Origin of the sequence: Tomitella cavernea, assembly GCF_016599145.1 — a bacterium.
Taxonomy (GTDB): domain Bacteria; phylum Actinomycetota; class Actinomycetes; order Mycobacteriales; family Mycobacteriaceae; genus Tomitella; species Tomitella cavernae.
The window spans coordinates 82,808-105,192 of sequence record NZ_JAENKO010000006.1; the positions used below are offsets into that span (position 1 = coordinate 82,808).

23 protein-coding genes and 1 pseudogene are annotated in these 22,385 nt (G+C 71.3%); 12 read left to right on the forward strand and 12 right to left on the reverse strand.

What is annotated here, in order from left to right:
- Positions 1–24 precede the first annotated feature (24 nt).
- Genes JJ683_RS04255 through JJ683_RS04265 form a run of 3 tightly spaced genes read left to right on the forward strand, consistent with a single transcriptional unit; the run spans position 25 to position 1,630 of the window.
- A complete protein-coding gene (locus JJ683_RS04255) occupies positions 25–279 on the forward strand; it encodes a hypothetical protein (RefSeq protein ID WP_200171530.1) in 255 nt (84 codons plus the stop codon).
- Positions 276–866, forward strand: coding sequence for an orotate phosphoribosyltransferase (gene pyrE, locus JJ683_RS04260; RefSeq protein ID WP_200171532.1), 591 nt, complete (start codon positions 276–278; stop codon positions 864–866). Before JJ683_RS04255 ends, pyrE begins: the two co-directional genes overlap by 4 nt.
- A complete protein-coding gene (locus JJ683_RS04265) occupies positions 863–1,630 on the forward strand; it encodes a lysoplasmalogenase family protein (RefSeq protein WP_200171534.1) in 768 nt (255 codons plus the stop codon). Before pyrE ends, JJ683_RS04265 begins: the two co-directional genes overlap by 4 nt.
- 29 nt (positions 1,631–1,659) lie before the next feature.
- Here the strand turns inward: JJ683_RS04265 and JJ683_RS04270 are convergent, their stop codons facing one another.
- Both JJ683_RS04270 and JJ683_RS04275 read right to left on the reverse strand, forming a co-directional pair.
- The gene (locus JJ683_RS04270) at positions 1,660–2,082 is read right to left on the reverse strand and encodes a hypothetical protein (RefSeq protein ID WP_200171536.1); all 423 of its coding nucleotides are present in this window, start codon (positions 2,080–2,082) and stop codon (positions 1,660–1,662) included.
- 129 nt (positions 2,083–2,211) lie between these two features.
- Positions 2,212–2,682: a hypothetical protein gene (locus JJ683_RS04275; protein ID WP_200171538.1), complete on the reverse strand. Its 471-nt coding sequence runs from the start codon at positions 2,680–2,682 to the stop codon at positions 2,212–2,214.
- A 179-nt stretch (positions 2,683–2,861) separates the two neighbouring features.
- Here JJ683_RS04275 and JJ683_RS04280 point away from each other — a divergent pair, with 179 nt between their 5' ends.
- Both JJ683_RS04280 and JJ683_RS04285 read left to right on the forward strand, forming a co-directional pair.
- Positions 2,862–3,554, forward strand: a complete 693-nt coding sequence (locus JJ683_RS04280; protein WP_200171590.1) for a TrmH family RNA methyltransferase — start codon at positions 2,862–2,864, stop codon at positions 3,552–3,554.
- A 55-nt stretch (positions 3,555–3,609) separates the two neighbouring features.
- Positions 3,610–4,770: a glycoside hydrolase family 76 protein gene (locus JJ683_RS04285; RefSeq protein ID WP_200171540.1), complete on the forward strand. Its 1,161-nt coding sequence runs from the start codon at positions 3,610–3,612 to the stop codon at positions 4,768–4,770.
- A gap of 16 nt (positions 4,771–4,786) precedes the next feature.
- Here JJ683_RS04285 and JJ683_RS04290 read toward each other — a convergent pair whose 3' ends face one another.
- On the reverse strand, positions 4,787–5,449 hold the full coding sequence (locus JJ683_RS04290; protein WP_200171542.1) for a DedA family protein: 663 nt from the start codon (positions 5,447–5,449) through the stop codon (positions 4,787–4,789).
- The gene (locus JJ683_RS04295; RefSeq protein ID WP_200171592.1) at positions 5,446–6,177 is read right to left on the reverse strand and encodes a DedA family protein; all 732 of its coding nucleotides are present in this window, start codon (positions 6,175–6,177) and stop codon (positions 5,446–5,448) included. Before JJ683_RS04295 ends, JJ683_RS04290 begins: the two co-directional genes overlap by 4 nt.
- Positions 6,178–6,456: 279 nt before the next feature.
- On the opposite strand from JJ683_RS04295, the gene fbaA reads away from it, so the two are divergent.
- A complete protein-coding gene (gene fbaA, locus JJ683_RS04300) occupies positions 6,457–7,500 on the forward strand; it encodes a class II fructose-bisphosphate aldolase (protein WP_182346512.1) in 1,044 nt (347 codons plus the stop codon).
- A 171-nt stretch (positions 7,501–7,671) separates the two neighbouring features.
- Here the strand turns inward: fbaA and JJ683_RS04305 are convergent, their stop codons facing one another.
- On the reverse strand, positions 7,672–8,673 hold the full coding sequence (locus JJ683_RS04305; protein ID WP_200171544.1) for a beta-propeller fold lactonase family protein: 1,002 nt from the start codon (positions 8,671–8,673) through the stop codon (positions 7,672–7,674).
- A 582-nt stretch (positions 8,674–9,255) separates the two neighbouring features.
- On the opposite strand from JJ683_RS04305, the gene JJ683_RS04310 reads away from it, so the two are divergent.
- Positions 9,256–9,675 (forward strand): DUF3151 domain-containing protein, encoded by a 420-nt coding sequence (locus tag JJ683_RS04310; RefSeq protein WP_200171547.1) that lies wholly within the window; start codon positions 9,256–9,258, stop codon positions 9,673–9,675.
- 14 nt (positions 9,676–9,689) lie between these two features.
- Here JJ683_RS04310 and JJ683_RS19595 read toward each other — a convergent pair whose 3' ends face one another.
- From JJ683_RS19595 to JJ683_RS04335, 5 genes are all read right to left on the reverse strand, one after another.
- Positions 9,690–10,976: an alpha/beta hydrolase gene (locus tag JJ683_RS19595; protein ID WP_200171549.1), complete on the reverse strand. Its 1,287-nt coding sequence runs from the start codon at positions 10,974–10,976 to the stop codon at positions 9,690–9,692.
- Between the two features lie 72 nt (positions 10,977–11,048).
- Positions 11,049–11,897 carry an ABC transporter ATP-binding protein gene (locus JJ683_RS04320; RefSeq protein ID WP_200171551.1) on the reverse strand — a complete coding sequence of 283 codons (849 nt, stop codon included), beginning with the start codon at positions 11,895–11,897 and terminating at the stop codon, positions 11,049–11,051.
- Positions 11,898–11,928: 31 nt separating this feature from the next.
- Positions 11,929–13,047: a FecCD family ABC transporter permease gene (locus tag JJ683_RS04325; RefSeq protein WP_200171553.1), complete on the reverse strand. Its 1,119-nt coding sequence runs from the start codon at positions 13,045–13,047 to the stop codon at positions 11,929–11,931.
- The gene (locus JJ683_RS04330) at positions 13,044–14,072 is read right to left on the reverse strand and encodes a FecCD family ABC transporter permease (protein WP_200171555.1); all 1,029 of its coding nucleotides are present in this window, start codon (positions 14,070–14,072) and stop codon (positions 13,044–13,046) included. The genes JJ683_RS04325 and JJ683_RS04330 overlap by 4 nt, the downstream gene beginning before the upstream one ends.
- Positions 14,069–15,055 (reverse strand): ABC transporter substrate-binding protein, encoded by a 987-nt coding sequence (locus tag JJ683_RS04335; RefSeq protein WP_200171557.1) that lies wholly within the window; start codon positions 15,053–15,055, stop codon positions 14,069–14,071. Before JJ683_RS04335 ends, JJ683_RS04330 begins: the two co-directional genes overlap by 4 nt.
- Positions 15,056–15,172: 117 nt before the next feature.
- On the opposite strand from JJ683_RS04335, the gene JJ683_RS04340 reads away from it, so the two are divergent.
- The 4 genes from JJ683_RS04340 (at position 15,173) to JJ683_RS04355 (ending at position 20,189) form a co-directional block, all read left to right on the forward strand.
- Positions 15,173–16,030, forward strand: a complete 858-nt coding sequence (locus tag JJ683_RS04340) for a siderophore-interacting protein (RefSeq protein WP_200171559.1) — start codon at positions 15,173–15,175, stop codon at positions 16,028–16,030.
- Between the two features lie 10 nt (positions 16,031–16,040).
- Positions 16,041–17,615 carry a cobyric acid synthase gene (locus JJ683_RS04345; RefSeq protein WP_200171561.1) on the forward strand — a complete coding sequence of 525 codons (1,575 nt, stop codon included), beginning with the start codon at positions 16,041–16,043 and terminating at the stop codon, positions 17,613–17,615.
- Complete coding sequence (locus JJ683_RS04350; protein WP_200171563.1) at positions 17,612–18,361, forward strand: cobalt-precorrin-6A reductase; 750 nt, start codon at positions 17,612–17,614, stop codon at positions 18,359–18,361. The genes JJ683_RS04345 and JJ683_RS04350 overlap by 4 nt, the downstream gene beginning before the upstream one ends.
- A 286-nt stretch (positions 18,362–18,647) precedes the next feature.
- Positions 18,648–20,189: a class I adenylate-forming enzyme family protein gene (locus JJ683_RS04355; RefSeq protein WP_200171565.1), complete on the forward strand. Its 1,542-nt coding sequence runs from the start codon at positions 18,648–18,650 to the stop codon at positions 20,187–20,189.
- Positions 20,190–20,308: 119 nt separating this feature from the next.
- Here JJ683_RS04355 and JJ683_RS04360 read toward each other — a convergent pair whose 3' ends face one another.
- On the reverse strand, positions 20,309–21,727 hold the full coding sequence (locus JJ683_RS04360) for a flavin-containing monooxygenase (RefSeq protein WP_200171594.1): 1,419 nt from the start codon (positions 21,725–21,727) through the stop codon (positions 20,309–20,311).
- A 112-nt stretch (positions 21,728–21,839) separates the two neighbouring features.
- On the opposite strand from JJ683_RS04360, the pseudogene JJ683_RS04365 reads away from it, so the two are divergent.
- Positions 21,840–22,118 (forward strand): annotated as a pseudogene (locus JJ683_RS04365) (integrase core domain-containing protein); the annotation flags it as partial.
- Between the two features lie 45 nt (positions 22,119–22,163).
- Here JJ683_RS04365 and JJ683_RS04370 read toward each other — a convergent pair.
- Positions 22,164–22,385: transposase (locus tag JJ683_RS04370; protein ID WP_200171567.1), on the reverse strand; the 222-nt coding region annotated here is incomplete at its 5' end.

Genomic DNA, 22,385 nt, shown 5'->3' on the forward strand with positions numbered 1-22,385 from the left:
CTGGGCCGGCGAGGTAGGCGCGCTATGGAGACGGTGCTGTTCGGGGTGATCCCGGTGCTGGTGTTCATCGCCCTCGCGGCGCGGAGCGCCCTGCGCGGAAGGGCGAGGCCACGCCGCTTCAGCGCCGGCGTGTATGCGCCCGACGGCGACGGGCGCGGAGCCGGCGAGGGGATGATCGCCGCCAGCACGTTCGAAGACAGAGACAACGGCGCGCGGGACGAGTATGCGGCCCGGATGCGCGAGCCCGACCCGATCGACCCGACACGAGGTGGCAGATGACGAACCCGGACCGGACCGCGACCACGGCACCGTCCACCGACGGTGATGCCACGGCCGAGCTGGCGGGACTCGTCCGCGAGCACGCCGTGGTGCATGGGAAGGTGACGCTGTCGTCGGGCAAGGAGGCCGACTACTACGTGGACCTCCGCAGGGCCACGCTGCACCATCGGGCGGGGCCGCTGATCGGCCGGCTCCTGCGCGAGCTCACCGCGGACTGGGAGTACACGTCCGTCGGCGGGCTGACCATGGGTGCCGACCCGGTGGCCCTGGCGGTGATGCACGCACCGGGGCGCCCGGTCGACGCGTGCGTGGTGCGCAAGTCGGCCAAACAGCACGGGATGCAGCGGCGTATCGAGGGCCCGGACGTGCGCGGCCGCCGCGTGCTCGTCGTCGAGGACACCACCACCACGGGCAACTCCCCGCTCACCGCGGTACGGGCGTTGCGCGAGGAGGGCGCGGACGTCGTCGGCGTGGCGACGGTGGTCGACCGCGACACCGGCGCGGCGCAGATCATCGAAGCCGAGGGCGTCCCCTACCGCTCGCTGCTGGGGCTCGCGGACCTCGGGCTGGCGGGGGCCGCGGAATGACCCGTGACGGCGCGCGGTCCGTTCTGCGCAGGGTGGGTACGTCGCTGCGCGGATCGGGCGGACTGCACCCCGAGCACGTGGTGTACCTGACCGGGGCGCTCGCCACGACGGCGCTGGCGCTGACGGGCGACAAGCGCATCCAATACGCCACCAAGACCACACTGGGGCCCGCGCTGGCGGCCCGCGTGGTGCGTGAGCGGCGCGCCGGCGCGATCGACGGCGTGGACATGACGCTTCTGCTCGTCGGGCTGGCTGGCGCGACCGTGGGCGACGTGTTCATGGTCGACGCGGACGACGACGAACGCCTACGGCGCGGGGCGTCGGCCTTCGGCGTGATGCAGTCCGCCTACGGGCAGTACCTGCGGCAGCACGGCGCGAAGCCGAAGCTCAAGTCCGCGCTGGTGGGCGGCGGGTCCGCGGCGGCGGGTGCGGCGCTGCTGCACTGGCGGATGCCGCAGGTGGCGTCCACGCTCAGCGGGTATTCGCTGGCGCTGGGCGCCACGGCGACGCTCGCGGCCGACCCCGGGCTGGCGCCGGGCGCGTCCCGGATCGCCGACGTGGTGCGCCCCGATGGGGCCGACACCCGCACCTGGCTCGGCGCCGGAGGAATGCTGTTCACGGCGTCGGACGCGGCGATCGTGGGCCGGCGGATGTTCCTGCGGGGTGCGGCCGCCCGGCGCCTGGCGGAGGCATTCGTGATCGCCAGCTACGGTGCCGCTCACGTGATGCTCGTCGAGGGCATGTTGGCGCTGCGCCGACGCTAGCCGCCCGGGCCTGTGGTCCGGAGGCCGGTTCAGTGCGGCATCAGGTGCGGCTGCAGCAGCACGTGGTCCCTGTCGCGCGGGTCGACGCGGATGGGGAAGGTTTCGCCCGGCAGGAAGAGGGCGCGCTCGTGCGGGGCGAGCATCCGCACGATGTGCCCCGCGTACGGCACCGCGCCCGGGACGACGAGGCGTAGCTTGATGTCCGTGAGCTCGCCGGTGAGCTCACGCGGCTGCAACGGGTGCACGGCGAGGATCGTGGCCCATCCCTCGTAGCCGTGGCGCGCCAAGCGGGGACGCCGGTGCGCCCACATCAACCCGATGGCGAGCAGGAAAACGTAGCCGCCCAGCAGGATGACGATCTGCGCGGCGAGCGTGCCCCGCGGCGCGATGGTGTGCAGCACCGTCACCCATGCGATGAACGCGGCGACGAACAGAGCGGTTGCGATCGCCACCGCTCGTACGGAACGTGCACGGCTCATTCAGCTCACCGACCTCGACCCGGGCGTCGCGGACCACCGCGCGATCACCGTCAGTATCGACCGGAACCGTGGCGGCTAAACCGGCACGCCCACGACTCCAGCCTAGTCCTCCGTCGGACGGTGCCGGGGCGGTTGCGGAGGGATGGCGCCGGGCCCCTCGGGGTGCTGGGGCGCGCGCGTGGTGGGGGACTGGCCGGGGTAGTCGGCCCAGCCGGCGGAGGGGTCCAGCGGCGGCCAGGCCCCGTCCGGGGCGCCGGTGCGCGTACGCGGGCCGGCGTCGTCCGTCGAAATGGACGTGGCGGTGACCCACACAAGGCCCAGCAGCAGGCCGATCGAGATCGCCAGCATGGCCGACGCCCACACCTGGCGTTCGGAGGTCAGCGCGGCGCAGCTGGCCTGGCCGGTCTCCGTGGCGCCCTGCACCGAACCGGTGCCGAACGCCGACGCGCACTGGACGGCGCCCAATGGTGACTGCACCAGCGTGGGCCGGCTCAGGCCCAGGTACATGCCGGCGAGGAACAGGGTGATCGCCAGCGGTGAGAGCAGACGGGCGATCAGCCGGGACGGTTTCACTCGAAGACTCCTTGCCATGGGTGCGCCGGGCCGTGCGCCTGGTCCTCTGCGCAGTCTGTCGCACGCGCACTCGCCGCGATACGCCGGGTGCGCGTCGGCGGGCCGGGTGCGCGGCGGCGGGGTACCGTCGCCCCGTGCCTCACACCAGCCGCAACGCACCCGACGCGTGGACGCCGGACATGCCGGGCCCCCGGCACGAGGGCCAGGACCCGCAGCTCGACGCTCCCGGCCCCACCGAGTGGAATCCGCGCCCCGTGGGCCTCGGCCCGTGGCACGAGGAGCGCTGCGGGCCCGTGCCGGACGACCCGCGTCTGGACCGCGCACTGGTCGAGGAAGGCGACCGCCGCAACGTCGTCGACGCCTACCGGTACTGGCGGCGCGAGGCGATCGTCGCGGACATCGACACCCGGCGCCATCCTCTGCACATCGCCATCGAGAACTTCGGCCACGACTCGAACATCGGGACCGTGGTGCGCACCGCCAACGCCTTCGCGGTGGGGGCCGTGCACATCGTCGGCCGGCGGCGCTGGAACCGGCGGGGCGCCATGGTCACGGACCGCTACCAGCACATCGAGCATCATCCGGACGTTCCGGCCCTGCTGGACTACGCGTCGGAGCACGGGCTGGGCGTGGTCGCGGTGGACAATGTGCCCGGGTCGGTGCCGATCGAGACGGCGACCCTGCCGCGCGAGTGCATGCTGCTGTTCGGCCAGGAGGGGCCCGGGGTGACAGACGACGCCCGCAGCGCCGCGCTGTTCACCGTGTCCATCGCGCAGTTCGGCTCCACGCGCAGCATCAACGCCGGTGTGGCGGCCGGCATCGCGATGCACACGTGGATCCGGCAGCACGCGAACCTGTCCACCGCGTGGTGAGCAGCCGGATTCGGAACGCCGTGCGCGGCGGGCCCGGTCCGGGCACGATGAGATCATGTCGTCACCTGGCAGCCCGTCGGCGCAGCTCACCGCGTGGGCGTCGCGCGCCGATGCCGCGGAGGCGGCTGTCTCGCACCGGCACATTCGCCGGCTCTGGGCGGTCCCGCGGACGCGGATGGGCTGCGCACGCTGGCCGGCCGACGTCCCGTCCGCGACGTTCCTCTCCTGGCACTACTGGTGGCAGGCGCAGCTGATCGACTGCGCAGTGGACGCGGCGGTGCGTGACCCCACCCCGGTGCGCCGCCGCCGGCTCGGCAACCTGTGCCGCACCCCGTGGATCCGCAACACGGTGAGCCGGGCGGGGACCGTCGGCTGGCGGCGCGACTTCAACGACGACATGGCGTGGATGGCGTTGGCGCTGGAGCGGGCGACGCGGCTGTGCGGCGTGCGCACGCCGCGCGGATTCGACAAGATGACGGCCGCGCTCGTGGACGGCGCCGATCCCGCCACCGGGGTGCTGCCCTGGCGGCGCGGCGGCGACTTCCTGAACGCGGCCACCAATGGCCCGGCGGCGATCCTCTGCGCCCGCCTGGGATGGACCGACACGGCGGAGAGGCTCTGCGACTGGCTCGACGCCACGCTCCGCGACCCGCAGACGGCCCTCATCCACGATGGCATCCGCAAAGGCGTGCTGGTGCAGGAGTACTACACCTACTGCCAGGGTGCGGTGCTCGGCGCGGAGACGGAGCTCGCGGCGCATGCGGCGGACGCGGTGGGGTCGCAGGCGATGCGCGGGAAGCGCATCGGGCGACTGCTCGAGGCGGTGTCGTCGGGCATGTGCGTCGGCGGCGTCATCCACGGCGACGGCGGCGAGGACGGCGGGCTGTTCGCCGGGATCCTGGCGCGATACCTCGCGGGGGTCGCGTGCGACCTGCCCGAGTCCGTGCCCGATGCGGGCCTGCTGCGCGGCACGGCCGCGAATCTGGTGATGACGTCCGCCGAGGCGGCCTGGGGAAACCGGATCGAGTTCGACGGCGAGCCGCTGTTCGGACACGAGTGGGTGACCCCCGCAGTGGTGCCGGCGGCCCTGTTCCGGCCTGACGACCCGACCGCACGGGTCGCCGAGCGCGATCTGTCCGTGCAGGTGTCGGGCTGGATGCTGATGGAGGCGGCGGCGCGGGTCGACAAGACCGTCGCCGGCTACGGAGCGGGGTGAGCGGCGGTGCAGCGGCTCAGTGTGTGAGGGCGGGCGCGGCTTCCTCCGCGCACTGGCGCGCGCGGCCTTCCTTGCGCATGCGCACCACTCCGACCGCGGTGACGACGATGACGGCGAGCGTCATGCCGCTGAGGACCACCGGCATGAGCCAGCGCACGCGGTCGAGCTGCGAACCGCCGACGTACCCGACGACCAGCATCACCGGGGCCCAGACGAGGGCGCCGAGCGTCGTCGCGATGGCGAACGAACGCCGGTTCATCGCCGCGGCGCCTGCGACCTGGGGGCACAGCGTCCGGATCCACGGCAGCCAGCGCGCCATGAGCACACCCCAGAAGCCGTAGCGATTGAGCAGGCCCCGAGCCTTTCCGAGGTTCTCGGCGTTGACGAACCGGCCGCCGGGGCGGGCGGCGAGCCTGTTCCCGCGGCAACGTCCCATCCGGTAGCCCACGTGGTTGCCCGCCACGGCCGCGGCGAACACGGCTATCACTGCGAGCACCAGCCACCCCGGTTGGTGCCCGGCCGCGAACATCATGCCCGCGGTGGCAAGCAGTGAATCGCCCGGCAGCACGAAGCCGATGAGGAACGCGCATTCGATGAACAGCACAGCAGCGACCAGCACGACCAGCAGGCCGGGGCCCGCGGACTGGACGTGGTCGAGTGCGGTGCTGAAGAACGTCACTGGCCGGCCGGCTGCTCTGGGTCGGCGGAACCGAGTGAAACGGACTGTGGCCGGTCGGCGGCCGGATCCGGCCCGGTGGCCGCAGCGTCGCCCCCGCTGGACTTGCGCCGCTTGTACCACTCCCACACCATCGGCAGGATCGACACGAGCACGATGAGGATGAAGATCGGTTCGATGAGCTTCTGGATGATCGCGAAGCTGCCCAGCCAGTAGCCGAGCAGCACGATGCCCGCACCCCAGACGATGGCGCCGACGATGTTGTAGAGGCTGAACAGGGTGTACCGCATGCGCGCGGCGCCGGCGACGATGGGTGCAAGCGTGCGCACGATGGGCACGAAGCGCGCGATGAAGATGGTGAGCGGCCCGCGCTTCTCGAAGAAGTCATGCGCCTCGATCAGGTACTTCTCTTTGAGGAAGCGCGCGTCGGGCTTGAACATGGAGGTGCCGGTGTAGCGGCCGATCCAGTAGCCGATCTGCCCGCCGATGATCCCGGCGATGGGGACGCCGATGAGCAACCAGACGAGCTTGAGGTGTGAATCCGCGACCTTGTCGGCATGCTCGGCGGTGGCGCTGCCGGCGGCGATGAGCCCGGCGACGAACAGCAGCGAATCGCCCGGCAGGATCGGGAACAGCACTCCCGACTCGATCAGAATGACCAGCAGCAGGCCCCAGAATGCGAAGGCGCCGAAGTAGCCGATCAGATTGAACGGGTCCATGAAGCCCGGCATGAGCGCCAGGTTCGTGGTGACGGAGTCGGAAGCGGCCAGCAAATTCACGGAGCCCAGCGTACCTGGACCGCAGCGCGGATCCGGGAGGCCGTGAGCCGCGTCACCGACGGGGGTCGGTCGTGCGCAGCACCGTGTCGTGTGCGGGAGCCGTGCCTCGCTCTTGCGCCCCCACGGAGTGGGCCGTCACGAGACTTCGCCGCGGGGAGTTGCCATAATGAGTGCGGTAGGCCGTGTCGGCCCGCCCCGGACCTGCACAGTCGTCAATGGAGGACCCCAGCCGTGCCCATCGCAACCCCCGAGGCCTACGCCGAGATGCTCGGACGGGCCAAGGAGAACACCTTCGCCTACCCCGCAATCAACTGCACGTCGTCCGAGACCATCAACGCCGCCATCCGCGGCTTCGCCGAGGCCGGCAGCGATGGCATCATCCAGTTCTCCACCGGTGGCGCGGAGTTCGGGTCCGGGCTCGGAGTCAAGGACATGGTGACCGGCGCGGTCGCGCTCGCGGAGTTCGCGCACGTCGTGGCCGCGAAGTACGACGTCAACATCGCGCTGCACACCGACCACTGCCCCAAGGACAAGCTCGACGGCTTCGTGCGCCCGCTCATCGCGCTGTCCCAGGAGCGGGTCGACGCCGGTAAGAACCCGCTGTTCCAGTCGCACATGTGGGACGGGTCCGCCGTGCCGATCGACGAGAACCTCGAGATCGCCAAGGAGCTCATGGCCCTGACCTCCAAGGCGAAGCAGATCCTCGAGATCGAGATCGGCGTCGTCGGCGGTGAAGAGGACGGCGTCGAGAACGCGATCAACGAAAAGCTCTACACCTCGGACGAGGACTTCGCGAAGACCGTCGACGCCCTCGGGGCCGCCGGCGTCGGCGACGAGCGCGGCTACATGCTCGCCGCCACGTTCGGCAACGTGCACGGGGTGTACAAGCCGGGCAACGTCAAGCTCAAGCCTGCGGTGCTGGCCGCCGGGCAGCGGATCGCCGAGAAGAAGCTGAGCCTGTCGGAGGGCGAGAACCCGTTCGACTTCGTCTTCCACGGCGGCTCCGGCTCCGCGGTCTCCGACATCGAAGAGTCGCTGACCTACGGCGTGATCAAGATGAATGTGGACACCGACACGCAGTACGCGTTCACCCGGCCGCTCGCCGCGCACATGTTCACCAACTACGACGGCGTGCTCAAGGTCGACGGCGACGTGGGCAACAAGAAGGTCTACGACCCGCGCAGTTACCTCAAGAAGGCCGAGCAGTCGATGACCGACCGCGTGGTGGAGGCCTGCCGGAACCTGCACTCGGCGGGCAAGTCCGTCAGCGCTTGACATCATGAGACGCCGGGCCGTACGGCCCGGCGCTCAGCTCGGCGGCCGCATCCCGACAGGGGTGCGGCCGCCCCGCCTTTCCACGGGTCCGGCGTGCGGGGCGATGGGAGTGCGGTGAAGTGCGGCCGCGCGGCGTGTCGGTAGCGCTCCGCGCGGCGCCGGCACCGTGGCTCAGCTCGCGGACAGTGACATTTCGACCGATGCGAACGGAAGCAGCGGCACCGATGAGCCCTCGTCGCCGGGTCCGGGCTCCGGGTCCGGCTCGGCAGGCTGGTCGATGGCGATCACCGACACCGAAGAGCTGGTGCTGTCGGATACGTAGGCGTAGCGCCCGTCGGGGCTGATCATCACCGCGTAGGGGTCGCCACCGACGTCGATGGTTTCCACCACCTCCTTCGTCGCGGTGTCGATGACCAGGACGGAATCGGTGGATTGGCCGGTGACGTAGACGCGCGATCCGTCTGGAGTGAGGGCGACATCCCACGGGTTCGTGTCCACCACGATGGTGGTGGTCGACCGGCCTGAAGTGTCGATGACCGAAATCGATCTGCTGACGTAGTTCGCCACGTACGCATGCGCGCCATCGCGGGTAAGGGCGATCCCCCACGGGCCATCGCCCACGTCGATGGCCTCGACTTCGCGGGTCGTCGTGTCGATCACGGATACGGTGCCGCCGGAATAATCGGATACGTAGGCTGCGCTACCGTCGGAGGCGAAGACGACGCTTTCAGGGTCGGAGCCCACTTCGACTGTGCCCTGCACGGTGCGCTCCGCTGCATCGATGATCGAGACGGTGTTGTCGTCCCCATTCGTGACGTAAACCTCGGAACCGTCGGGGCTGAATGCCGCGCCCGCCGGGAAGTCCCCTACTCCGATCGTCGTGATCAACTCGTTTCCGGGAACTGTGTACACCGCGACCGACGCATCCCGAAAATTGGTCACGTACAGTTCGGTGCCGTCGGGGGAAATCGCCATGGCGAATGCGCCTGGGTCAGCGAACGTGCTTTCCACCGCGTTTGTCTCGGCATCGACGACGCTCACGGTCTTCGTCGACCAATGCGAGACGTACACCCGCGTGCCGTCGGGCGTGATGGCCATCCCCGTCGGCCCGGCCGTGGTCGGGATCGTGTCGATGACCTCGTCGGCCTGTGCTGCGGAGACGAACGTGGTCAACAATGCGACTGCGGCTGCCGTGGCCGCTGATGTTCGCAGGCCTCGGCGGAAGCCGCCGTATCGGTGGCGTCGAGGAGAAGAACGTATCGGGCGGGGCGGCATGGAGCGTCCTTGCGTCAGGGGCGTGATGCTTGCGAGTGCGACGATTTTCGAAACGGAACCGGGCCGCCGTGAGTGGTGAACGGGAAGCCGGGTTCACTGCACGATCGAGAGCAACTGCGTGTCCGAGAACTACTGCGCATGGGAAAACTACTGTGCATGCGAGAATGCCTGTGCATGCAAAAACTACTGTGCATTCGAGCGCAACCGCTCATCGTCGCTCGTCATTCTCGATTTATACTTGCGCAAACCATAGCCGAGAATTGTGATAAGTCAATTGTTCGCGCCGCGGGCGCGTATCAGCGTGCGGACACGTCGAACGAACGCCGATCCTGATTCACGCCACAACAAGAGACGCACGCTGCGTGAGTGGCAGCGACCAGCAGCCGGCGGCGGGGTACGGGGACGGCGCGGCGGGTGCGCGGGCCGTGGATGGACACGCGGACTCATCGTTGCCGCGCACCCTCCGGCACAATGGGCGCCATGACCTCTTTCGGTGATCTTCTGGGGCCCCCGCCCACCCTGCTCCCCGGCGACGATGACGACGCCGAGTCGGAGCTGCTCAACCACGCCGACCCCACTGCGGTGGCGGCCAAGTACCCGTCAGCGTCCATAGCGTGGGCCACGTTGGCCGAGGGCGCCCTGGACGAGGACGCCCACGTGAGGGCCTATGCCTACGCGCGCACCGGGTACCACCGCGGCCTGGACCAGCTGCGCCGCAACGGCTGGAAGGGCTATGGTCCGGTTCCCTGGAGTCACGAGCCCAACCAGGGATTCCTGCGCGCGGTCGGTGCGCTCGCGCGGGCGGCGCAGGCGATCGGCGAGGACAGCGAGTACCGTCGCTGCCTCGACCTCCTCGAGGATTGCGATACTGCGGCGGCGGGCGAGCTCGGCCTGGTGTGAGCCGCGCGGCCGGGTCAGTACAGTGCGCCGCTGATGTGCTCCCACGCGGGCGCGAGCTGCGGGCGGAAGGTCTGCCAGCCGTGCAGCCCGTCCTGCAGGTAGTCGACGCGGACGTCGGCGTCCACGTCGTCGAGTGCGCGGTCGAGGTCCTGCGTGCACCCGTAGATGAACTGTTCGATGACGGCGCCGGACAGGTACGCGGACAGGTCGCCGTCGTACGGCCCCGCCAGCTCGCCGGGCCGGCCGATCCCGGGGGACGCGGACAGGTACACCGCCATCCCTTCGAGCGCGCCGGCGTGCGAAAGGACGTCGTGCCGGGCCCACTCGGGGTTGTCCCGGGTGCCCCACATGTTGGTGACGTCGCCGCGCCGCGTCTCCACCGTCATCTTCGTCATCGCATAGCCGGCGTCGGACAGCGTGGAGTAGCAGCCGCTGATCCCCGCCACCGCGCTGTAGAGGGAGGGGTGCAGCGTGGCGATCCCCAGCGCCCCGGACGCGCCCATCGACAGGCCCGCGATGCCGCGCTTGCCGTTGAAGGGGATTGCGTGCGCGCCGCCCTCGAGCAGCGGCGGCAGCTCCGAGGTCAGGAAGGTCTCCCACTTGTTGCGCGAGAGCATCGGGTCGTCGGCGATCCAGTCGGTGTACATCGAGCCGTAGGCGCCGGTGGGCATGACCACGGTGACCTGCTTGTCACGGAAGTAGTCGTCGGCGTGCCCCAGCGTGATCCAGCCGCTGGGCAGGTCGGATCCGACGCCGTCGAGCAGGTAGAGCATCGGCGCGGGCGCATCCGGGTCGGCGGCGCGGAGCACCTGCACGGCGATGGTCCGCGACATCGACGCCGAGTCGACATACCAGGTTTCCAGGCGCGGTTCGTCCGCGTCGCGTTCGATCCGCACCACCCGCGACTGCGTGATGGCCGGGTCGGGGCGGGGAACCTGGTACGGGTCCTCGAGCAGCCCGGAACTGCCGAACACCGCGTCCATCGGCAGTGCGACGGTGCTGCCCAGCGACGCGGTGTCGGTGGATCCGAGCGGGCTCGCCGAGCCGACGCTCTCGCCCGAACCCGTCATCGACTGCGCGGACGACTCCACCGAGGCGCCCCCGGCCGACCCGGAGTCCCCGCCGGAGCCCGAGGACAGCGGCACGGCGGCTGCAGGCTGCGTGAACACCACCGCACCCAGGGACACCGCAACCAGGGACACCGCACCGAGGGCAGCCGCCGCAATGCCGGCGCGGCCGCGGGCCCGGTGGCCGGTCGGGCGTGCGCGGGCCGGGCTGCTGAACGGTGCGGGTGCGGTCACGGTTCCTCCGGGGGTCGGACAGACGTCTAGCCGGAGAATTCTCGCACATTGATCTCCGGCGTGCGCGACCGATCAGCAGGTTCCGCGGGGCACGATGATCGGCACCGTGCCCTGCGGGTCGTCGAGGACGTCGGCCCGCAGCCGGTAGGTCTGCGCCAGCGTCTCCGGGGTCAGCGCCTGCTGCGGCGTGCCCGAGCCCAGGATCCGGCCCTGCCCGAGCACGATGATCCGATCCGAGTAGGCGCCCGCCATCATCAAGTCGTGCAGCACCATGACGACGGTGCGCCCGCGGCGCGTGAGCCCCTGCACCAGCTCGAGCATCTCGACGGCGTGCGCCGGGTCGAGGTAGGTGGTGGGCTCGTCGAGCAGGATCACCGGTGTGTCCTGCGCGAGCACCATCGCCAGCCACACCCGTTGGCGCTGGCCGCCGGACAGGGTGGCCATATCGCGGTCGACGAGCGCGGTCGTCGACGTCTCTTCCAGCGCGGCGTCGATGGCGGCGGAATCGGCCGCGGTCTCGCCGCGCCACCAGGGCCGGTGCGGGTGGCGTCCGCGCGCCACCAGCTCGCCCACGGTGAGCCCCTCGGGTGCCACCGGGTTCTGCGGCAGGACGGCGACGGTGCGGGCGGCGTGCCGGGCCACCATGCTGTGCACGTCCTCATCGTCGATGAGCACCCTGCCGGCACGCGGGCTCAGCTGCCGGCTCATCGTCTTGAGCAGCGTGGATTTTCCGCACCCGTTCGGGCCCAGCAGCGTCGTCGTCTCGCCGGGACGGGCGGTCAGGTCCACCGGGCCGACGACGTCGGGTGCAGAGCCGTATCCGGCACTCACCCCCTCGACTGTCACCGTGGTGCCGGCGCAGGCGGGGTCGGCGTCGGTGCCGTTCAGCGGGGGTTGCCGCGTGTGCTGCTGTGGGATCATCGGGAATCCTCCTGCCTCTGTGCGCAATGCTTCACGGCGTGGACCGCCCCCCACGCCGTGCCGAACCGAGTACGAGCGCGATGAGAACGGGGCCGCCGACGACCGCGGTGATGAGCCCCACCGGTGCAGTGAACGGCAGCGCCTCGGCGGCCAGCGCGCACACGGTGATCACTGCGGCGCCGCCGACGGCCGACGTCGCCGGCGGGGGAGTGGGACGCCCGGTGAGCAGCCGGACCAGCTGCGGTGCGACGAGGGCGACGAACCCGATGGGGCCGACGACGGCCACGGTCACTGCGGCGAGCCCCGTCGAGGCCACCAGCAGCACCATCCGGACGCGCGGCACCCGGACGCCGAGTGCCGCGGCGGTCGCGTCGTCGTGTGCGAGCAGAGGAAGGTCACGTGAGACGGCGGCGCCCAGCGCGGTGAACACGAGCAGACCCACCGACAAGGGGACGAGGGCGCCCGCGCGCACCAGCCCCGTCGATCCGGCCAGCCATGTCTGCGCCTCCGTCGCACGCGTGAGGTCGGCGCGCAGCAGCAGGTAGCTGACGAGGCTGCTGCACAGCAGGCTGAGCGCGAATCCGATCACCACGACGCGGCGGGACGAGCCGAAGCCGCCGAAGAGCAGCAGCAGGCCGACGATGACGGCAGCGCCGACGAGCGCCATCGCGGCCCGCCACCAGAAGGTGGAGATGTCCTCGGAGAACGCCGGCCGGGCCACCACGGTGCCGGCGACGACGGCCACCGACGCGCCGCCGGTGATGCCGAGGACGTCGGGCGAGGCGATGGGGTTGCGGGACATCGTCTGCGTCCACGCGCCCGCCAGACCCAGCGCGGCGCCCACCGCCACGGTGGCGATGGCCACCGGAAGCCGCAGGTCCCAGACGATGCTGATGGTCCTGTCGGTGTCGCCGCCGGTGAGCGCGTCGAGCACTTGTGACGGAGTGAGCTGCACGGGGCCGGTGGCGAGGAGCATGATGTAGCCGACCGCGGTGACGACACCCAGCCCGAGGAAGACGGCGATGAGGCGCAGTCGGCGGGCCCGCGCAGTACGGCTTCGGGCGGTGCGGCCGCGAGGGGTGCGGCCGTTGTGCGGCGGGCCGGAATCGGCGCCGACATCGGCCGGGCGCACATCCGTCGTGCCGGTCATGCGAACACCGCCGGCCGGCTTCGGCGCATGCGCACCACCGAAGCGATGAGCAGCGGCGCCCCGATGACGGCGAGCACCACCGAGACTTCCACTTCGCCGGGGCGCGCGACGACGCGGCCGAGCACGTCGGCGATCAGCGTGATGGCGGCGCCGGCGAGCGCGGTGGGAATGAGCATCCGGCTCAGCGACGGGCCGGTGAACCGGCGCACCAGGTGCGGCGCGGCGAAGCCGACGAAGGCGATGGGGCCGACGGCGGCCGTCGCGCTGCCCGCGAGGATGACGACGGCCAGGGCGGTGAGCGTCCGCGTGGTGCGGGGCGTCCCGCCGAGGCCGACGGCGGTGGACTCGCCCATGGCGAGCAGATCCATCGGACGGGCCGCGGCGGCCGCGATCAGCAGGCCCACGGCGAGCCCCACGGCGACGATCGCGAGGTCGCCGCCGCTGCGTCCCACGGTGGACCCGACGATCCACTGGCGCATCCCGTCGAGGACCGACGAATCCTGCAGCGCCAGCAGGGTCGTCGCCGCCCGCAGTGCCGCCGCCATGCCGAAGCCGACGAGCAGCAGCGTCAACGGGTCGGACGTGCGGCGAGAGACGGCGAGCACGACGAGGGTCACGGCGCCGGCGCCCGCGAGCGCGAGCAGCGCCTGGCTGCCGATAGCGACGGCCCCCAGCGTGGTGCCGACGGCGACGGCGAACGCGGCGCCGGCCGTGATGCCGATGATGCCCGGGTCGGCCAGCGGGTTGCGGGTCCAGGCCTGGGCGAACGCGCCGGAGACCGCCAGCGCGGCCCCCGCGGCGAGAGCGAGCAGCGTACGCGGCACCCGGAGCTGCCACACCACCTGCGACAAATCGCCGCCACCACCCCCGCCCGGGCCGGCGAACAGTGCGGAGAAGGCGGCGACGGGCGAGGTCGGACGGGCGCCGACGACGATGGAGAGCACACAGCCCGCGAGCACCCCGGCGACAGCGACCACGAGGATCACCGTCGCCCGTCTACTGCGGCCGCGGGCCGGTGCGCTCACAACTGCTGGTCGATCGCGTCGACGACGTACGGGATGGTCAGCGGGTTCGGCATGCTCATCGCGTTGCCCGTGTTCTGGTCCAGGTAGTACACCTTGTCCTGCTTGACCAGGTCGAGACCCTGGAAGATGGGGCTGTTGCGCACGGCGTCGGCGGCGCCGTTGTAGTCGAGGACGAACAGGTAGTCGAGCACGTCGAGGTCGCGGTAGTTCTCCGGCGCGATGTCCTTGTAGAAAGTGCCGTCGGGCGTGGCCTGCAGGTCGTCCGGGATGGTGAATCCGAGCTTCTCGATCATCGCGCCGCGGCCGTCGCCCTCGGTGTAGAGGCCGAGCTTGCCGGCGTAGGGCATGACCACGGCGGCCTTCTTGCCCTGCAGCTCGGGGTGCGTCTCGCGGAACTCGGCCAGCCTCGCCTCGGCCTGGTCGATGAGCTTCTGGCCCTTGTCCGGCTTGCCGACGGCGTCGGCGATGGTGGTGACCTGCACCTTCCACGGCACCTGCCAGTCCTTGTACTCCGGCGGGTGCACGGTGACGGGTGCGATGCGCTCGAGGTCGGTCTTCGCCTGCTCGTTCACCGCATTGTTGACGGCGATGATCTGCGTGGGGTTGGTGGCCGCGACCTGCTCGACGATGTCCGCGGTGAACCCGCTGGCGGTGTTGAAGATCAGCGGCGGGCGGGCGTCGCCCAGCTCGTCCTGCGCCCACGGGCCCACTCCGGACTCGTCGACGTCGCCCTGTGCGCCCCACGGCGCGATCGCCACGGGGGTGATCCCGAGGGCGAGAAGCGTGTCGGTGTCGCCGAGGCCCAGCGCGGCGATGCGCTGACCGTCGGCGGCCTGCTGGGTTCCGGACGCCGCGTTCGCGGTGTCGCCGTCGCCGCCGCGCGAGCATCCGCCGAGCGTCAGGGCCACGGCGGACAGCACCGCGACGGCCCCGAGGAGGCGGCGTCGCCGGCGCAGGGGCGTCGGTGCGTCAGATTTCTGCATGGGGAGCAGGTTAGCCTAGGCTAATACCCGAACGGAAGCCGGATCGGCCGACGGAAACCGACCGGCGGACGCGGTGCGGCGACCCCGCCGGACCGCGACGCACAACCCAGGAGCCGCATGGCCCACAGCATCACCGCCGCCGACACGCGCCTCACCGCTCGGCCGGCCGCCGGGGAGCACCGCATCATCCCGGTCACCGTCACCGCGAACGAGCGCCTGGCGGAGAACGTCCGCCGCCTGACGTTCACGGCGCCCGCGTTCGCGGACCACCGTCTCAGCAGCCCGGACGAGTACTTCGGCCTGCTCATGCCGCGGGACGGCCGCGCGTTCCGGTGGTTCGACCCGGACGCGGCGGCCAACATCCGCGCCGCCGTCACGGCGCTCCCGGCGGACGAGCGCCCGGAGCTGCGCTGGTACACCATCCGCCGACTCGACCCGGCGGCCGCCGCCATCGACGTCGACGTGGTGACGCACGGCGACGACGGGCCCGGCTCGCGGTGGGTGCTGCGCGCGGCGCCGGGGGACACCGCGGGGGTATACACCTGCGGCGGCATCTGGTGGCGTCCCGCGGAGCGCCGCCTGCTGGTGGCCGACGCCACCGCCGTGCCCGCGCTACGGTCGGTGCTGGAGTTCCTCGCCGCGCACCACCCCGGCGAGCTGGCGTCGACGCACGTGCTCGCGCTCGCCGCCTCGGACGCGGAGCTCGAGCCCGGGCTGGTCGAGCAGTGGGCGCGCCGGGTGGGCACCCTCGAATTGGTCTACGCCCCCGAGGACCGCCAATGCGCCGAGACCGCGCGGATCCTGCAGCAGTGGGCCCGCGACGGTCACCCCGCCGCGCGCGTGCCGTACGTGTGGGCCTGCGGCGAGGCGGACCTGGCGAAGGCCGCGCGCACCATGGCCGTCAAGGCCTGGGGTCTGGACGTGGAGCGGGCGAACTGGGCGACGTATTGGATCCGGGGGCGGGCTCGGCCCTGAGCGGGGCACGATGCCAGGATGGGCGCATGCCGCGCACTCTCCTTCGAGCCCTCCGGTGACCGGCCGGTCCCTGCTGGTGGCCGGCACCACATCGGACGCCGGAAAGACGGTGGTGACCACCGGGATCTGCCGCGCGCTCGCCCGCCGCGGCATCTCCGTCGCGCCGTTCAAGGCGCAGAACATGTCGAATAATTCGATGGTCGTCGAGGGCGGCACCGCGGGGGAGTGCGCGGAGATCGGCCGGGCCCAGTGGATCCAGGCGGTCGCGGCGGGGGCGCGGCCGGAGCCGGCGATGAACCCCGTGTTGCTCAAGCCGGGCAGTGACCGCCGCAGCCATGTGGTGGTGATGGGCGAGCCGGCCGGCACGCTCGAAGCCGGCGAGTTCGCAGGCGGACGGCGACACCTGGCCCGCGCGGCCTTCGACGCTCTCGACGACCTGCGTTCACGCTACGACGTGGTGGTGTGCGAGGGAGCGGGCAGCGTGGCGGAGATCAACCTGCGCGCGCACGACTACGTCAACATGGGGCTCGCACGCCGGGCCGGGATGCCGACGATCGTCGTGGGCGACATCGACCGCGGCGGCGTCTTCGCCGCCATGGCCGGCACCCTGGCGCTGCTCTCGCCCGGGGACCAGGAGCTGGTGCGCGGGTTCGTCGTCAACCGGTTCCGCGGCGACGTCGGCCTGCTGCGCCCCGGGCTCGACGAACTGGAGCGCCGCACCGGCCGTCCCGTGCTGGGGGTGCTGCCGTGGCTGCGGGGGCTGTGGCTGGATTCGGAGGACTCGCTCGCGCTGGGGGCCCGGCGGTCCGGGGACGAGGACGATGGCGGCGAAGCGGATGCCGCCGGGGCGCCCACCGTGGCCGTGGTGATGCTGCCGCGCATCTCCAACTTCACCGACGTCGACGCGTTGTGCCTGGAACCGGGCGTGCGTGTACGGTACGTCGACGACCCGCGCGCCCTCGCGGGCGCCGACGTAGTGGTGCTGCCGGGCACGCGTGCCACGATCGGAGATCTGGCCTGGCTGCGCGGGCGCGGCCTGGACACGGCGATAGTGGAGCACGCCGCAGATGGCGGTGCGGTGCTGGGGATCTGCGGGGGGTTCCAGATGCTCGGCCGCGAGATCCGCGATCCGGATGGAGTGGAAGGTTCCGGGGGCGTCGCCGCCCCGGGGCTGGGGCTGCTGGACGCGGTCACCGAGTTCGGCGCCGGCAAGGTGCTGCGCCTGCCGGAGGGGAGCGCGCTGGGCGCCGCGGCGTCGGGCTACGAGATCCACCACGGGCGCGTGACGGTGGCATCCGGCGCCGAGTTCCTGGGCGGCGCGCGCGACGGGCTCGTATTCGGCACCATGTGGCACGGCGCCCTGGAGGGCGATGCGCTGCGGTCCGAGTGGCTGCGGGAGGTGGCGCGTGCGCGGGGAAAATCGATCGCAACCGGGGCGGTGGGCTTCGCGGCCGCCCGTGCGGAGCGGCTGGACCGGCTGGCCGACCTGATCGACGAGCACATGGACGTCGACGCGCTGCTGGCGATGCTCGACGGCGGGCCCGCGCTGCCCACGGTCCGCCTCGCATTGGAGCAGCCCCGATGAGCGTGCTGGTGCTCGGCGGCACCGGCGAGGCGCGTGCGCTGGCGGAACGTCTCGACGGCGCCGGCGTCCCGTTCGTGTCCTCGCTCGCCGGTCGGGTGGGCCGTCCGCGACTGCCCGTCGGGCCTGTGCGGATCGGCGGGTTCGGCGGCGCCGACGGCCTGGCGTCGTACCTGTGCGGCGAGCGGATCACCGCGGTCGTCGACGCCACCCATCCGTTCGCCGCGGGGATCAGTGCCCACGCGGCCGACGCGTGCGCGCAGGCGAGGGTTCCCCTGCTGCGCCTGCAACGGCCCGGCTGGTCGGACGAGCCCGGTGCGCACCGTTGGAAATGGGTGGACGGGCACGACGCGGCCGCGCGCGCCGCCGCAGGGCGCGGCGGCACGGTGTTCGTGACGACGGGACGCCAGACGCTCGACCGCTTCGTCGGACCGCTGGCGTCGTGCCCGACGCTGGTGCGCGTGGTCGAACAGCTCGACATCGCGGTGCCGGGCGAGTGGATGGTGCTGGAATCGCGTGGACCGTACGACCTGGCCGCCGAGCGGGCGCTCATGCGCGAGCACGGCATCCGCGTGCTCGTCACCAAGGACTCCGGCGGGGCGATGACCCGCGCCAAGCTCGACGCCGCCGACGAGTTGAAGGTGGACGTGATCATCGTGCGCAGGCCGCCGGCGCCCGCGGGGGTGGAGACCGTGGCCGACGTGCGCGCGGCGGCGGAGTGGGCGACGGGTGTGACTGGGGCCGGCTGACTACGGCTGGCTGGCTGAGCCAGGGACGCCCTGGTGCGCACCCTTTTCCGCGGCCTGTGGATTGCGGAAGCATTCGCGCCGACGCACGACCACGGCCTCACTGGGCGGTGACGGTGAACGAGCAGGTCGACATGCCGATCCGCCAGTGCACACCGCTACCCGATTCCTTCCGCGACTCCTAGGCGCACAGAACGGCCGTCGACCTCGAGGGCATGCGCACCCTGCAGTGGGGTTCCAGAAGGCATGATGTGAGGCAGGTAACAACTTCTGCGTCGGGAGGCCCGCCATGCCGCACACGCCCGCACCGAGCCGCACCACGGTTCCCGGAACCCTGAGATCCACCGCAGCCCGCGTGCCTGATCGCGAAGCGCTGGTGTTCGGCGACCTGCGCTACACCTACGCCGAGCTCGACGCGGCCGTCGACCGCGTGGCCGCCGTGCTGGTGGGCGACGGCTTCCGCAAGGGCGACCGGCTAGCGCTCATGTCGCCCAACACCGACAGGTTCGTCATCGCCTTCTACGCCGCACAGCGCGCGGGGGCGGTGGTGGTGCCGGTCAACCCCGCGTCCACGGGGCCAGAGGTGGACTACCTGATCCGGGACTCGGGCGCGTCGGTCCTGATCTACGCGCCGCCGGTGTCGGGGGCGGTGCGCGATGCGGTGGCGGCCGGTCTGCCCGAGGGGCTGCGCATCCACTGCACGGGTGCGGATGCCGGATACCCCGACCTGTTCGAGGCCGCCGAGGGGACGGCGCCGGGGCCGGTGGACGTGGCGATCACCGAGGACGACGACTGCGAGATCCTCTACACCTCCGGCACCACCGGCAAGCCGAAAGGCGCGCTGTTCGATCACCACCGGATGATGTGGGAGACGGCGGCCTTCATCGGGGGAGTCGGCCTGCGCGACGGCGACCGGCTGCTGCACGTGGCCCCGCTGTACCACTCCGCCGAGCTCAACCTGATGCTGCTGCCGGGCGTGTTCGTGGGCGCGACGCACATCGTGCACAGCGGATTCGACCCGGTAGCGGTGTTGGACACCATCGCAGGCGAGCGCATCACGATGATGTTCGGGGTTCCCACCATGTACCAGTTCCTCATGCGTGTGCCCGGCGTGGCCGAACGGGACCTCGGGGCGTGGCGCACCGGGATGTTCGGCGCGGCCCCCATGCCGGCATCGGCAGTGCAGCAACTCGTGGCGACGTTTCCGGGCGTCGAGTTCATGCAGCTGTGCGGGCAGACGGAGGCCGGGCCCGGCGGCATCCTCGCCAAGCACGAGCAGGTGGTGGCACGGCCGGAGACCAGCGGCAAGGAGGCGTTGATCAACCTGGAATGCCGGGTGGTACGCCCCGACGGCACCGACGTGGCGCCGGGCGAGGTGGGAGAGATGATCCTGCGCGGCGTGACGGTGATGAAGGAGTACTGGAACAAGCCGGAACAGACCGCCGAGACCATCCGCGACGGCTGGCTGCACACCGGCGACCTCACCCTCGTCGACGCCGACGGCTGCATGACCGTGGTCGACCGGCTCAAGGACATGATCATCACGGGCGGACGCAACGTGTACTCGGTCGAGGTGGAGAACGCCGTCGCCGCGCACCCGTCCGTCGTCGACTGCGCGGTGGTGTCGAGGCCGCACGCGGAGTACGGCGAGTCGATCGTGGCCGTCGTGACGCTGGCAGAGGGGGCGGGCCTGGGCCTCGACGAGCTGCGGGAGTACTGCGGCGAGCGGATCGCACACTACAAGGTGCCGCATGACCTCGTGGTGCTCGACGCCATCCCGCGGAATGCCTCGGGCAAGATCCTCAAGCGCGATGTGCGCGGGATGGTGTGAGTCCTGCGGCGCCGGTTGCTGCCGCGCCGACCAAGCGGATTCTGCACGTTCCGGCGCGGGATCCGGCAGAAAGCGCTTGGTCGGCGGGGCGGATGCGGCGGGAGTGATCGAGTACCGCGTCAGCCCAGTGTGAACCCCTTGTACCCGTCGGCGGCCACGCCGTCGCAGATGCCCCGGTAAGTGCCGACTCCGCCGAGGAACGGCATGAACACGCGTGGCTTGCCGCGGACGTTGGCGCCCAGGTACCACGAGTCGGCCTGCGGGTAGAGGGTGCCGGCGGCGATCTGGTTGCCGAGCTCCACCCACCGGTCCTGTGCTTCGGCGGTCGCCTCGACGGTGCCGGCGCCCGCGTCGGTCAGGTGCGCCAGTAGGTCGCGCACCCACTCGACGTGCTGCTCGATGGAGACGACGACGTTGGACATCACCGACGGGCTGCCCGGGCCGGCGAGCACGAACATGTTGGGGAAACCCGCCACCGACACGCCGAGGTAGGTGCGCGGGCCGGCCGCCCACGCGTCGCGGAGGCGACGCCCGCCGCGGCCGCGGATGTCGATGCGCGAGAGTGCGCCGGTCATCGCATCGAAACCGGTGGCGAGCACGACCGCGTCCAGGCCGAAGTCCCGTGCGCTGGTGCGGATGCCATCCGGCGTGAACGTCTCGATCGGCGTCGCCCGCAGGTCCACGAGCTCCACGTTGTCGCGGTTGTAGGTCTCGTAGTAGTCGGTGCCCACACACAGCCGCTTGGCGCCGATGGGGAAGTGCTGAGGGCACAGTGCCTCGGCCGTGGCGGGGTCGTCGACGGCGGCGCGGATCTTGCCGCGCACGAAGTCCGCGACGACGGCGTTCGCCTCCGGGTTCGTCATGACGTCCGAGAAGGCGGACTGCACGCATAGCCCGCCGATGGCCCAGCGGCGCTGCAGCTCGGCGAGCCCCTCGTCCCGCGGGACCTCGGCGACAGGGCCCAGGGGCGGCGGAAGGTGCCATCCGCCGTACGACTCGCGCAGCGCCTGGCGCCGCGTGGGGTAGTCGGCCTCGATGGTGTCGGTCTCCGTGGGGGCGAGGGGATGGTTCCGCGCGGGCACCACGTAGCCGGCGGTGCGCTGGAACACAGTCAACTGCGTAGCCTGCTCGGCCAGCGCCGGGATCGCCTGCACCCCGGAGGAACCGGTGCCGATCACGCCGACCCGCTTGCCGCGCAGATCCGCGTCGCCGGGCCAGTCGGCGGTGTGCAACAGCCGGCCACGGTACCCGGACGCGCCCGGGAACTCCGGGGCGTTCGCCTGCGAGAGGCTGCCGGTGGCGAAGATCAACCATCGCGGCGTCCACCGCCGCCCGTCGTCGGCGCGGACCTCCCACCTCCCGGCCTCGTCGTCGTAGTCCGCCGCGGCGACGGTCGTGGACAGGCTGATGTGCGGGTGCAGCCCGAGCAGGTCCGCGGCGGTCTGCAGGTAGCGCTTGATCTCCTGCGCAGACGGATACCGCTGGGTCCAGCGCCACTGCGCGCGCAGTGCGGGGTCGAACGAATAGGAGTAGTCGATACTGTTGACGTCGCATCGCGCGCCCGGATAGCGATTGTGATGCCAGGTGCCGCCCCTAAGGGATCAACTTCGGCTATCGGATCCGGCGTAAGGGCATTGGTGACGACAGGTCCTCGCCGAGGTGGGCATCCCCGACTCCGTGGGCAGCACCGGGAATCCTTATGACAACGCGCTCGTGGAGACGATCAAGGGTCTGTACAAGACCGAGTTGATCAAGCCCCGTAAACCGTGGAAGACGGTCGGCGAGGTCGAGATCGCCACCGCTGAGTGGGTCGACTGGTTCAATCATCGGCGCCTGTACGAGTACTGCAGGGACATCCCGTCGGCCGGGCTCGACGCGGCATACTACGCTCGCACAGCGATGCCGCAACTCGTGGCGACGGCCGTTTGAGGCGGTCTCCGGACATGCCGGAGCAGTTAACTGGCTCTTCAGCTCTTAGAGTGCGTTGATGCGTGCGGCGAGTTGGCCGGAGTGCAGTAGTGATCGCAAGATGTAGTGGTCGAGGTTGCGGAAGCCTTGAGCGATGCCGTGTAGGTGTTCCAGGCGGCCGTTGATGGCCTCGACGGGCCCGTTGGAGACGCCTGTGTCGAAGTACGCCAGGATCTCCTTGCGCCGGGCCCACAGGCTGCGGCCGAGCTGGGCGAGTTCATCGAGGCC